The sequence below is a fragment of the Lacrimispora sphenoides genome (assembly GCF_900105215.1).
In the GTDB taxonomy this organism is placed as follows: domain Bacteria; phylum Bacillota; class Clostridia; order Lachnospirales; family Lachnospiraceae; genus Lacrimispora; species Lacrimispora sphenoides_A.
Genome location: NZ_FOIP01000001.1, coordinates 2,300,879 through 2,314,289 on the forward strand (window position 1 = coordinate 2,300,879; position 13,411 = coordinate 2,314,289).

The 13,411-nt window shown below is 45.4% G+C and carries 10 protein-coding genes; 7 read left to right on the forward strand and 3 right to left on the reverse strand.

The features are described from left to right. Positions 1–111 precede the first annotated feature (111 nt). The 6 genes from BMW45_RS10460 to BMW45_RS10485 all read left to right on the forward strand — a co-directional run bounded on the left by BMW45_RS10460 (position 112) and on the right by BMW45_RS10485 (position 8,527). Positions 112–1,542, forward strand: coding sequence for a D-alanyl-D-alanine carboxypeptidase family protein (locus BMW45_RS10460; protein ID WP_092243096.1), 1,431 nt, complete (start codon positions 112–114; stop codon positions 1,540–1,542). 454 nt (positions 1,543–1,996) lie between these two features. After that, a complete protein-coding gene (arfA, locus tag BMW45_RS10465; protein ID WP_242882983.1) occupies positions 1,997–3,514 on the forward strand; it encodes an arabinosylfuranosidase ArfA in 1,518 nt (505 codons plus the stop codon). Positions 3,515–3,536: 22 nt separating this feature from the next. Further along, a complete protein-coding gene (araA, locus tag BMW45_RS10470; RefSeq protein ID WP_092243099.1) occupies positions 3,537–5,030 on the forward strand; it encodes an L-arabinose isomerase in 1,494 nt (497 codons plus the stop codon). Positions 5,031–5,090: 60 nt separating this feature from the next. Next, entirely contained in the window at positions 5,091–6,689 is a 1,599-nt protein-coding gene (locus BMW45_RS10475; RefSeq protein ID WP_092243102.1) for a xylulokinase, read from the forward strand. A 28-nt stretch (positions 6,690–6,717) separates the two neighbouring features. Next, complete coding sequence (locus tag BMW45_RS10480) at positions 6,718–7,416, forward strand: L-ribulose-5-phosphate 4-epimerase (protein WP_092243105.1); 699 nt, start codon at positions 6,718–6,720, stop codon at positions 7,414–7,416. A gap of 10 nt (positions 7,417–7,426) precedes the next feature. Then, on the forward strand, positions 7,427–8,527 hold the full coding sequence (locus tag BMW45_RS10485; RefSeq protein WP_092243109.1) for a GntR family transcriptional regulator: 1,101 nt from the start codon (positions 7,427–7,429) through the stop codon (positions 8,525–8,527). Here BMW45_RS10485 and BMW45_RS10490 read toward each other — a convergent pair. Next, positions 8,524–9,837: an MFS transporter gene (locus BMW45_RS10490; RefSeq protein WP_092243111.1), complete on the reverse strand. Its 1,314-nt coding sequence runs from the start codon at positions 9,835–9,837 to the stop codon at positions 8,524–8,526. The two genes, BMW45_RS10485 and BMW45_RS10490, sit on opposite strands and share 4 nt — an antisense overlap. A 169-nt stretch (positions 9,838–10,006) precedes the next feature. Between BMW45_RS10490 and BMW45_RS10495 the strand changes: the two genes are divergently transcribed. Further along, positions 10,007–10,822, forward strand: a complete 816-nt coding sequence (locus tag BMW45_RS10495; RefSeq protein WP_025229897.1) for a helix-turn-helix transcriptional regulator — start codon at positions 10,007–10,009, stop codon at positions 10,820–10,822. A gap of 23 nt (positions 10,823–10,845) precedes the next feature. On the opposite strand, the gene BMW45_RS10500 is transcribed toward BMW45_RS10495, so the two are convergent. Both BMW45_RS10500 and BMW45_RS10505 read right to left on the reverse strand, forming a co-directional pair. Further along, entirely contained in the window at positions 10,846–11,691 is an 846-nt protein-coding gene (locus BMW45_RS10500) for an AraC family transcriptional regulator (RefSeq protein ID WP_025229896.1), read from the reverse strand. Positions 11,692–12,678: 987 nt separating this feature from the next. After that, positions 12,679–12,879, reverse strand: coding sequence for a cold-shock protein (locus tag BMW45_RS10505; protein ID WP_025229895.1), 201 nt, complete (start codon positions 12,877–12,879; stop codon positions 12,679–12,681). Between the last annotated feature and the right edge of the window lie 532 nt (positions 12,880–13,411).

Sequence of the window (13,411 nt, forward strand, 5' to 3'; positions counted from 1 at the left end):
TTAAAAAATCTTGGGGCAAGTAATAAATTGTGCGAAGTAATATAATGCCTTAAAACCGTATAATAATCTGAATGCGGCTTTAAGGCATATTTCATGTCAGGAGGATGATACGTGAATCGGAGGATAAAAGTACTGATTAGCTGCATATTGGTCAGCCAGCTGTTTCTAATGACTGTATATGCGAAACCGGACTGGCCGTCTGATACGGGCATCCAGGCGGAAGCCGGGATTGTTATAGACGGGGATTCAGGGGCCGTCATATTTGGCCAGAATATCCATGCCCCTTATCCGCCAGCCAGCATAACGAAGATTTTGACTGCTCTTATTGTTTTAGAGAACGCGAAACTCGACGACATGGTGACCTTTTCAAAGGATGCCATTTACAATGTGGAGGAGGGCAGCGGCAATAAATTAAATGTTGATACAGGTGACAAGCTTTCTGTGGAAGACTGTCTCTACTCTCTGATCCTTCATTCCTGCAACCAGGCAGCGAATGCTCTTGCGGAGCATGTGGCCGGCAGCAGAGAGGGATTTGTAGACATGATGAATGATAAGATCAAGGAGCTTGGCTGTACGGAAAGCCATTTTGACAACCCGTCAGGGCTTAATGGAGACACCCAGTATGTGACTGCCTATGATATGGCATTCATAGCAAAGGCTGCTTACAGCAATAAAAAGCTTGTGGAGATCAGCTCTGCAATCAGCCATAATATTCCTCCCACATCCAATAATCCGGAGGGGCTTACCATTTACAACGAGCATCGTCTGGTAAAGACCAAGGATACAAAGAGTGAATTTTATTGTCCGTCAGCAGTGGCAGGAAAGACTGGATATCTAATTAAAGCAGGAAATACCCTTGTGACCTATGGGGAGCAGGATGGAAAAAGGCTTATCTCCGTTATTTTAAAGGGAAGCCCAAAGCAATATTTTATTGATGGTAAAGCTCTTTTGGAATTTGGCTTCAGCCGTTTTGAAAACTTCCCTGTTACAGGGAATGAAACCAGTTATATATCAGGGGAAGATCCTGTTGAGATAAAAGGGACATCTTATAAACCCTCTGATCTGGAATTAGAACCGGACAGCGCAATAACCCTTCCCAAAGGAGCCGAGTTCTCCCAGGCGGATAAGACTCTTGTAACAGAGCTTCCGAAAGGAAGTCCAAAAGGGGCGGTAGCTATGATCCAATATACCTACAATGACAGAAAGGTGGGCCAGGCCTACTTAATGGAAAAGAATGCTCCGGAACCAACGAGCCAGGAATCAGAACAGGGATCCACAGATGCAAAACCAGTGGAATCAGAAACAAATTCAGGCGGCAATAAAAAGTCATCGGATAATAAGGGAAGCAGAGTGCTTACGATAGCTGGAATTGCTGCTTTTCTTGGACTGGCAGGCGGCGGAACCGGATTTTTCATTTATAAGAAAAAGAAAGAGGCCAGAGAGATTGCTCTCAGAAGAGAAGAGAGAAGGCGGCGCTTAAAAGCGGAAGGGGCAGAAGAAGCGTTTGAAAAGATTTTAAAACAACGCCGGAATAAAAAATAAATATAAGAATAAAAGAAAATGAAAAGGACCAGCTGGGGAAGCTGGTCCTTTTTCGGAGAAGGTATTTCGTTTCTTATGGGGTGTAGCAAAAACTATATAATGTATTGGGGGGGGGGTTACATTTATTAATATAACTCATTTTTCTGAAAAAGTGTCAACAAACATTCATGAATTTTAAAATTAAAATTGTGCATTTTCCCTCCGTTTATTCAGTGGATTGTGGAAAAAACATAGAAAACAGAAAGAATACGTGTATTCCTTGTGCGTTCTCTCTACAGGCTCTTAAGGGATATTTTTGTAAAACCTGCCTTCTTGTGGTAAAATACATAAAAACAACTTGTGCAATGGTGCGTACAAGTAATAGATTATAGTTAGAGGATATTTTGTCACTCTTATAAAAAGGTATTTGGAACATAACAAGTCTGGTTTATGACAGAAGGGCGGGATCATTTCAATGGAGTTTCACAAAGTAAAAATGGTAATTGACAGGGAGTTTCCCATTGCACAGGTCGATGAAAGAATCTATGGCTCCTTTATAGAACATCTGGGGCGGGCTGTATACGACGGGATTTACTGTCCGGAACATGTATCTGCTGATGAAAATGGCTTCCGGGATGATGTGAAGGAACTGATACGGGAATTAAATGTTCCTATCATCCGGTATCCTGGAGGCAACTTTGTATCTGGCTTTAACTGGGAGGACAGCGTGGGGCCTTTAAATGATCGACCCAGGCGTCTGGATCTGGCCTGGAAAAGTCTGGAGGAGAATAAGGTCGGCCTAAATGAATTTACAACATGGGCCAGAAGTGCAGGCTCTGATGTAATGATGGCGGTAAACTTAGGAACCAGAGGAATTGCGGATGCATGCAATCTGCTGGAATACTGTAATCATCCGGGCAACAGCAAATACAGTGATTTAAGAATCAGCCACGGTTATAAGGAGCCTCATAACATAAAGACCTGGTGCCTGGGAAATGAGATGGATGGCCCATGGCAGATCGGACATAAGACCATGGAGGAATATGGGCGTCTGGCAGAAGAGACGGCAAAGGCCATGAAGATCATTGACCCTGACATTGAACTGGTTGCCTGCGGAAGTTCATACTTAACCATACCTACGTTCCCGGACTGGGAGGCAGTGACTCTTTGGCATACCTATGATTACGTTGATTACATATCCATGCACCAGTATTATGGGAACCAAAAGGGGGACAGCCAGGATTTTCTTGCTTCCTCCGATGATATGGATCAGTTTATCCGCACCGTCATTGCCACCTGTGATTTTGTAAAGGCCAAAAAGAGGGGCAAAAAGGATATTAAGATCAGCTTTGATGAGTGGAATGTCTGGTATCACTCCAATGCGGCGGATGATGACATCACGAAAAACCATCCATGGCAGGTCGCACCTCCTATGCTGGAGGACATTTACAACTTTGAAGATGCTCTTTTGGTAGGTCTTATGCTTATTACCCTGTTAAAGCATGCGGACCGGGTGAAGATGGCATGTCTGGCCCAGCTTGTAAACGTGATCGCACCCATTATGACGGAAGCCAAAGGCGGAAAGACATGGAGACAGACAATCTTTTATCCATTTATGCATGCCTCCAAATATGGACGGGGAACGGCCCTTGTTCCGGTCATCAGTACGCCAAAGTTCGATACGTCAGCCCATGAAGATGTGACTGCGGTAGAAGCTGTGTCCGTATACAATGAGGTTCTTCATGAAGTTACCATTTTTGCGGTGAACAGAGATCTTAAAAAGGATGCGGAATTGACTGTTGATGTGAGGAGCTTTGAAGGATACCGGGTTCTGGAGCATGTGGTTTTGGAAAGCGATGATTTGAAAGCGGAGAACGGGCCTTTTTGCCAACGTGTGGCTCCAAAGCAAACCAGTCAGTCTGCACTGGATGGCGATACCATGATAAGTACCTTGCACAAGGCGTCATGGAATGTGATCCGTCTTGGAAAATAATGAAAGAGAGGGACAGTAAAACATGGTGAAAAAAGAATATAAATTTTGGTTTGCAACAGGCTCTCAGGATCTTTACGGTGAGGAATGCTTAAGGAATGTTGCGTATCATTCACGAATCATCACGGAAAGACTGAACGCATCCGGTGCTCTTCCCTATGAGGTGATTTTAAAACCGGTGCTGATTGATAATACCTCCATACGCAGGCTGTTTCATGAAGCTAACACCGATGAGTCCTGCGCCGGCGTGATTACCTGGATGCATACCTTTTCTCCTGCTAAGTCCTGGATCTTAGGGCTTCAGGAGTACCGGAAGCCTTTGCTTCATCTGCACACCCAGTTTAACCGGGAAATTCCCTACGATACCATTGATATGGATTTCATGAATGAGAACCAGTCGGCCCACGGCGACCGGGAATTCGGGCATATGGTCACCAGAATGGGGATTCCGAGAAAGGTGATCGCAGGTCATTGGGATGATGAAGGAGTCCAGAGGCGGATCGGTTCCTGGATGCGGACTGCGGTGGGAATTATGGAAAGCAGTCATATCCGCGTGGTCCGGGTTGCGGACAATATGAGAAACGTGGCGGTTACTGAAGGGGATAAGGTAGAAGCCCAGATGAAATTCGGTTGGGAGATCGATGCCTATCCAGTCAATGAAATCACAGATTATGTAAAGGATGTGGCAGCAGGTGATATCTCTTCCCTAGTAGAGGAATATTACAGCAGATACGAAATTTTAACGGAAAGTATGGGCCATGAGGAATTTAAGAACCATGTGGCGGTTCAGGCGCAGATCGAGCTTGGCTTTGAACGGTTTTTAAAGGATAAGGATTATCAGGCAATAGTCACTCATTTTGGGGATTTAGGCTCTTTAAAGCAGCTTCCCGGCCTTGCCATCCAGCGCCTAATGGAAAAGGGCTATGGCTTCGGGGCGGAAGGAGACTGGAAGACAGCAGCCATGGTGCGCCTGATGAAGATCATGACCGAAGGGGCAAAGGACGCGAAGGGAACTTCCTTTATGGAGGATTACACCTACAACCTGGTTCCCGGCAAAGAAGGGATCTTACAGGCCCACATGCTGGAGGTTTGCCCCACCATCGCGGATGGAACAGTTGGCATCAGGGTAAATCCGCTGTCCATGGGAGAGAGGGAAGCACCTGCACGTCTTGTATTTACTGCAAAGGAAGGGAAGGGGATAGCAACATCCCTGATTGATCTGGGCAGCCGTTTTCGCTTGATTATCAACACTGTAAATTGTAAAAAGACGGAAAAGACCATGCCAAAGCTTCCGGTTGCCACTGCGTTCTGGACACCTGAGCCAAACCTTACCACAGGAGCGGAGAGCTGGATTTTAGCCGGCGGCGCCCACCATACGGCCTTTACCTATGATCTGTCGGCAGAACAGATGGGTGACTGGGCGGAAGCTATGGGAATTGAAGCTGTTTTCATTGATGAAAAAACCACCATCAGAGATTTGAAAAATGAATTGAGATGGAATTCTATGGCGTATCGTTAAATAAATAACAGGGGCCGCCCTTTAGGAAAAAGGGCGGACATAATTCAGGAGGGGTTTCAAATGATGGAAAAACAAATAGGGGCAGCGATCCGGGAAGGGAGAACCGCTCTGGGAATAGAGCTTGGCTCCACGCGAATTAAAGCCGTACTGGTAGATGAAGAACATAATCCCATTGCTTCCGGCAGCTATGACTGGGAAAACCAGTATGTAGACGGCGTCTGGACCTATTCCATACCGGATATCTGGGAGGGAGTAAGGGAAAGCTATAAAAACATGGCACAGGAGGTGAAAGAGCGGTATGGGGAGACGCTTACCACCATTGGAGCCATCTGTTTTTCTGCCATGATGCATGGATATATGGCATTTGACAAGGAGGGGAAGCTGCTGGTGCCTTTTAGGACCTGGAGAAATACCATGACAGAAGAGGCTTCGGAAAAGCTGACGGAACTGTTCTCCTTTCAAATCCCCCAGAGATGGAGCATTGCCCACCTCTATCAGGCAATCCTTAACCAGGAAAAGCATGTGCCGGAAATTGATTACCTGGTTACCCTAGAAGGCTATGTCCACTGGAAGCTGACGGGAGAGCGGGTCCTTGGCATCGGAGACTGTGCAGGGATGTTTCCCGTGGACTGCGCTGCAAAGGATTTTCATGAGCGCATGATAGAACAGTTTGATGAGCTGGTTGCACCCTGTCAGTTCCCCTGGAAGCTCCGGGATATTATGCCAAGGGTGCTGACAGCAGGAGAGAGGGCTGGGAGCCTGACCGAGGAAGGGGCACGGCTTCTTGATGCCAGCGGGAATTTAAAGCCTGGAATACCCCTTTGCCCGCCGGAAGGTGATGCCGGGACTGGGATGACGGCTACCAACAGCGTGGCAAGAAGAACCGGCAATGTATCCGCCGGAACCAGTGTGTTCGCTATGGTGGTGCTGGAAAAAGAGCTTTCCAGAGTCTATCCGGAAATCGATATAGTCACCACTCCAGCCGGTGATGCAGTAGCAATGGTTCACTGCAACAACTGTACCTCAGATTTAAACGCCTGGGTTTCCCTGTTTGAGGAATTTGCGGATGCGGCGGGAATGAAAATAGACAGGAATACCTTGTTTTCCACTCTTTACCAGAAGGCCCTGGAAGGAGACAAAGATGGGGGAGGTATGCTTTCCTACGGCTATCTGTCAGGAGAGCACATCACTCATTTTGAAGAGGGAAGGCCTTTGTTTGTCAGGACACCGGAAAGCCGGTTTAATCTTGCAAACTTTATGAGAGTCCATCTTTATACCGCTTTGGGAGCATTAAAGATGGGAATGGATATTCTCTTTAAGGAAGGAGTCCGGCTTAATGTGCTTTTGGGCCATGGAGGACTATTTAAGACTAAGGGAGTGGGACAGCGGATCATGGCTGCCGCCCTGGGCGTTCCGGTTTCCGTCATGGAAACAGCTGGGGAAGGAGGAGCCTGGGGAGCTGCTCTTTTAGCTTCCTACATGCTTAAGAAGGAGGAGGGGGAATCCCTGGATCATTACCTGGCTGAAAAGGTATTTAAGGATGATGGGGGGACCAGAATGGAGCCTGATCCTGAGGATGAAGCAGGTTTTCAGGCCTTTATGGAACGGTACAAAAATGGACTTTCCATTGAGCGTGCCGCGGTAGATAACTTAAAATAATACGGAAAGCAAAAAGGAGGAAGCTGACATGCTGGAAGAACTTAAAAGGATTGTATACGAGGCAAACATGGAATTGCCCAGAAGAGGACTTATCACTTATACCTGGGGAAATGTCAGCGGAATTGACCGGGAACAGGGGCTTTTCGTAATTAAGCCCAGCGGGGTGGTTTATGAAGAACTGACGCCAGAGGATATGGTGGTCATGGATCTTGACGGTAATCAGGTGGAAGGAAAGTTAAGGCCTTCCTCTGATACTGCCACCCATCTGGAACTTTATAAGGCATTTAAGGAAATAGGAGGGATCGTTCATACCCATTCCCCCATGGCTACATCCTGGGCCCAGGCAGGAAGGGCCCTCCCCTGCTATGGAACCACCCATGCGGATTACTTTTACGGGGAGATTCCATGTGCCAGAAATCTCACGGAGAAAGAGACCCGGGACGGGTATGAGAAGAATACGGGAGCCGTGATCATCGAAACCTTTAAGGATAGGAATCCCATGCATGTTCCGGCGGTTTTATGCAAAAACCATGGACCCTTTACCTGGGGAACCGATGCAGCAGGTGCGGTCCACAATGCCGTTGTGCTGGAGGAAATCGCAAAGATGAACCTTATGACGGAACTGTTGAATCCCTCGGTTTTACCGGCGCCCAAGTGCATGCAGGATAAACATTTTATGCGCAAGCATGGGCCGAATGCATATTACGGCCAGAATAAAGAATCATAAGGAGCCCTATATGGCGGAGGACAGCGGAAAAGCAAAGTATTATCTGTTAATGGAAGAACTGAAAAAGGATATTATTTCAGGTAAGAGAAAGCCGGGCGACCGGCTGCCTTCGGAAAATGAACTGTCGGCCTCCTGTCATGTAAGCCGCCACACGGTGAGAAAAGCAATTTCCATTCTGGAACAGGAGGGATTTATTACGGCAGAACATGGCCGGGGAACCTTTGTTTCCAGAAAAGCGGGAGGAAAAAAAGGGTCAGGAAATATCGCGGTGATTACCACCTATTTGTCTGATTATATTTTTCCGCGGCTGATCCAGGGAATCGATCGTGTACTCACGGCAAACGGTTACAGCATTATACTGAAAAATACGGGAAACAGCAGGTTCAAGGAAAGCAGATGTCTGGAAGAGATCCTTGAAAAGGACATTGACGGGCTCATCATAGAGCCAAGCAAAAGTGAGATCATGTGCGGCCATAAGGGGCTTTATGAGAAGTTGGATTTTTACCAGATTCCCTATGTATTCATTCAAGGTTGTTACGCCCACATGATGAACAAACCCCATATCCTGATGGATGACTGTATGGGTGGGTATCTGGTGACAAAGCATCTGATCGAATTAGAGCATAAGCACATCTTGGGAATATTCAAGGCTGACGATAGCCAGGGAAGGGACCGGCACAAAGGCTATGTAAAAGCTCTTCAGGAGGCGGGATTTTCTTATGATCCGGATATGGTTGTCTGGTTCCACACCGAGGACCGTACGTCAAAGCCATCAGGCGCGTTAAGGCTTAAGCTGGAAGAAGGAGTGTTAATTGACGGAATCGTCTGCTACAATGACCAGATTGCCTTTGAGGTCATGAAAACCATTGAAAAGAGCGGGCTTTCCGTGCCTGAGGATATTTCTGTAACAGGCTATGATAATTCCTTTATCGCAGAAAATGGGATTGTGAAGCTGACCACCATCGCCCACCCCCAGGAGCGGCTGGGGGCGATGGCGGCGGAGCTTCTTATAGAAAAGATGAACAATGTTCCCGATGAAGAAAGCAGAGTGGAGCGGATCTTAAAGCCGGAGCTGATAATCCGGGAGTCCTGTAAAGACCGGCGGATTTAAAGGGAGACAGACTTGAGTCTTCCCATGTAAAATACGCATCCCAGGATCAGGGTCCCGGAAAGAAGGAAGAGCAGCTGCATTCCGGTTATGGGAAGTCCCCCTATTTCCAGGGTAGGAAACACCCTGAGTAAGAAGGCTCCAAGAAGGGTGGAAAGAAAGCCGCAAAGCCCTGCATAGGAGGAATTGGAGCTGACATAAAGCACCCGTTTTTCCGCAGGGGCATAATGATACTGAAGGTTAAAGACGGATATGGCAATGCCTCCCCAGGCAGCGCCGGACAATGCCTGTAATATAGGCTGAAGGGTATAGCAGGTTTCCGGGGTCATGAAAAGCCAGCTGGCATGGACAAGTCCCAGCATTCCCATGGAACAGCGGGCTGCCAAAAGCCAGGAAGTAGCATCGGCCAGACGCCCCCAGAGCCAGGCCGCCAAAACACGGACAGTTGAGGAAATGAGGCCTAAAAAGGTAATGTATGTATAATCTAACTTAAGTCCTGTAACCATGTATACGCTGAAAAATGGGCCTGCGATCTGAAGGGCCAGGTTCCAGAACATATAGGTGAGCATGACCTTCCGGTACTCCTTATCGGCCAATGGCTTCCATAATGCATCCTGAAGCTTTTGGCGGTGGGGAAGACTCTCCGGTTCACTGATAGAGGAGAGACACCAGAAGTCCATACAGGCGACGAAAAAGACTACAGTTCCTACCACCAGAAATCCGGTCTGTTCCATGGAAACGCTGCGGAACCGGTCCATGACCCATCCCATGGTCAGGCTTAAGATGGTGGAAAAGGCAAAAGCAAAGGAATCCTTTTTTCCCAGATAGTTTCCTCTCATGTGCTGTGGAACCAGCTGTAAGATCCAGTTCCCTGTCCCGGTTCCAATAAAGGCCCCGAAAAAATGAGCGATTCCATAAATAGTGATTACCGCTGCCAGGCGAAGTCCGGGATTTCTAATAAACAAGGGCACAAAAAAGACGGAAGCCAGAAGGAGCCTGTGAATAAAAGAAAAACTGGAAATCAGGCATTTTTTCCGGCAGAGGCTTTCCAAAAGGATGGAGGAAAACATCTGAAGAGTACAGAGAAGTACCGGGATGGAACCGATGATCCCGTTTATGGAATCCGTGGCTCCCAGTGAATTGGCATAGCCGGAGAGAAATGCTCCGGTGGTCAGTGTAACGATCCCATTGGCGCAGCAGCCCTCTGCAATAAAGAGTCTTCTGCCTTTGGTAAAATCTGCTTCTGTCATAGTGGTTCCGCTGAAATAGGTGCGGGACACTTTTTCTTTTAAGAGTAATACTGCTTCAATCATTGAACTTCCGTGACATAACTGCCACAATCCCCTTTTCTTTTTGTTAGATATCTGATATTCTGTTTTTAAAGGTTTTCCTCTCTCTATATTGCCAGTATAATGGAAGGGATACAAGAGGAAAAAGAAGCGAAAAACTGGAGGATTCCGACCGAGGTGACAGGAGGAAACTATGGAACATTACTTAAATTTAAAGGCCGTACTTCCGGTGAGGGCGTTAAATGCAGGATATCTGGTGACAGGCGGTAAGGGACGCCATGCGGACCGGGTCATGGATTCCTTTGAGATTATCTATGTAAATTCCGGGATCCTGGGGATTGCTGAAGAAGACATAACATATAACGTGGAGGAAGGGGAAGCGCTGATTCTGTTTCCCGGAAGGCATCATTGGGGGACAAGAGAGTTTGAGGAAGATTTGAATTTTTACTGGCTTCATTTTCATCTGGAAGAAGAGGCGGTGAGGATTGGACGGGATATTATGTCCCTGCCTCAGCTTATCCGTATCAGAAAGCCGGAGCAGTTTGAGGAACTTTTCCGCCGTTTTATCAAGCGGCAGGATGTCTTAAGGGGCGACCGGACTATCTTAAACCTTGTGCTTTTAGAATTGCTGTGCGAGCTCAGTGACTCCCTTTCTCCAATGGAGGTGACCGGGCAGAAAGTACTTTTGGCAAACCAGGCGGGACAGTATATCAGGAATCATTTTGAAGAGCCTTTATCCTCTTCCATACTTGCCGACAGACTGGATTGCAGCCCGGATTACCTGGGACGAGTCTACAATGCTGTTTATGGGAAGACACTTACGGAGGGGATCCACGAGGCACGGCTTAATAAGGCGTGCAGAATGCTCATAGAGACAAACCAGACAGGAAATGAAATTGCCTACCAGTGTGGATATCAGGATGTGGATTATTTCAGAAGGATCTTTAAGAGGTATATGGGAATAACGCCAAAGGAATACCGACAGACGTATCGTTTGGTGGGAAGATAAAAAAAGCGGCAGGGGAGGAGTGCTCACCTTGCCGCTTTTCTGTATTCTGCGGGAGAAGTACCGGTTTGTTTTTTAAAGATGCGGCTGAAATATAAGGGATTGTCATAGCCGACAATGCTTCCGATTTCACCGATGCCGTAGTCAGTGCTTTCAAGCAGCTCCTGGGCCTTTTTCACCCGGATGGAGGTTAAGTACCTACGGGGAGGCATTCCAGTATACTGCTTAAAACTGCGGATAAACCAGCAGGTGCTCATATGCAGCTTTTTGGCATAATGGTCAATTTCGATATCCGTAGATAAGTTCTCGTGAAAATAATGGACCGCTTTTTCCATTTCTTTCTGTATTTCAGTTTTTTGCAAACCCCCTTCCTCCCTTTGCCGCTTTAAAAGCAGGAAAAGCTGCATGAGATGAAGGGTTGCCAATTCCTCGAAACAGGGGCGGGGGAGCTGGAGTTCACGGATTATGGAAAGAAACAATTCCTGGTATTTGGATGAAACACCGGTGTATAGGATTCTACTGTCATGAAAGCCCACCTGGGTTATGAAATCTTTGGCTTCTTTACCTGTGAAATGAAGCCAGAATACTTCTGGCTTATCTTCCAGATAATAGGCGTATTTCTGAGGTTCGTCAGGTTTATAAAGTACCATATTTCCGGCAGGGACTTCTACGGTCTCATTTTGGAAGGAAAACCATGCATTTCCTGATGCGACGTATAAAAGCTGATAATCAGGACGTCCCAAAGGCCGTATGGTGGACATGACGGGGTGGGTAATCAGGCGGTAGACGCCGCAGCTGTTTGCCTTAAGAGGAAGAGTGAGGTCCTCCAGTTCGTCGTCCGTCAGATTCATATAGCCTGTGTTGGTGTACATATCTAGTCTCCTTTTTTATTTACGGTAGTCAAAGTTAAGTGGACTTGACCTTTTCCTTCTCTTTTGACACTCTTCCTTTATTATCATTCTTTGTTGTTATATTGAACACTCCTTTATTCAAAGGAGTCTATGGTATGAGAAAGATTTTACCACATACAGGCTCATGTTTTCAACTTAGCTTTATATAGAGTACTATTTTTCTATATTTTATCAAAAAATGCTACTTTAATATCTTTAAACCACCAGAAGATTGTTGAACAGGAATTTGTTTTTCAAAAAGATTAGCTACCATAAAACTAGCGTTCATAACTGGATGAAAGGAAAAGGGATTCTGTCCATGTTTTGATCGTGTCTCTGCAGAAATCTCGCCGCCGAATAAAAAACTGAATTAAATAAGCGGCTGTTGGTGTTTTGGATAATCAGTACTTGGCGAAAGATACAAGTACACAATCCAATCAACTACCAACGACCGCTTACAACAATCGAATTTCGTTATAATTTGATCTTAATAATAAATGGAGCTAGGTCTATTTTTTCTATTTTTCCAAATTTCTGTAGAGTACTATAATATTGTTAGAGAACTTTTCATTAAAATTATTGTTCTTGCCACATTATAAGAAATGTATCTTTCAGATATGTTTTTGAAAAAGATTTCAATGATAAATCTTATTATTATAATTTGTATATGGAGTGTTATGGTGAATAAGTGAAGGAACACCTTGATAAAAATAGAGAGGATTAGGGTTTTATATGCATTTCGATGTGGGGTTGTATTATTGATTGTCTGGAGAAATTCAGAATCTATTAAAGTGAAATTTTAGGTTGAGCCAGCAGGGGATATAATAATAAACCCTGCTGACTTAGCTGTAATAATTAAACATTGCTCTGACTTTTTAATATACAGATATTTGGTACATATTCACTTTATCAATTTGGTATTTGAAGAAAATGGATAGGCTAGATGTGATTAATTAATGCGGTGAGAGATTATGCGATGTGAACATTAACAGCCTGAAGACCACGATTTCCTGTGGTTGTTTCAAAAACAACTGACTGGCCATCTTCTAATGATTTATAACCTTCCATAGCAAGACCGGAGAAATGAACGAATATATCATTACCCTCTTCATCGCAAATAAAACCGAACCCCTTTTGTGCATTAAACCATTTCACTGTACCTTTTTTCATGATAGATACCTCCTTAAAATTATATTGTATTCTTCTTAAAATTAAAAATCGCATATACTTGTAAATCATCAATAGAATAATGACTTACAAATATATGCGAAATCATAACTTTATTTTAAATACTGACCTAGTGTATCACGGTATTACATAGAAGTCAAGCAGAAGATTATTAAGAAAGGGAGGATAGATTGGGGGAATCGTCAAAAGAGTGCCGGGGGGGCTTGGCATAGTTGATGATTCGAACTGGTTCTTTCTTTCTGCTAAAGTGTCAGCGGCAAATAACTACTTCTCCAGGACATTTTGCTTTAGTATCAGCTTTTCTGATTAAGTATTATGGGCATGGAATAGGTCACAGTCTTAATGAACCGATTGGTCCAGTGTTACAAATGACTGGGTGTGATATATGCAGATTCGGAATCTCCCTTAAAAAAAGGCCTCATCGGATTGATCGGTTGAGGGAAACCTGAAAGCATGGCACTTCTGGAGGTATGAATGTTGGGTTGATGAAGTTACTGGATGAAGATATGGCTGG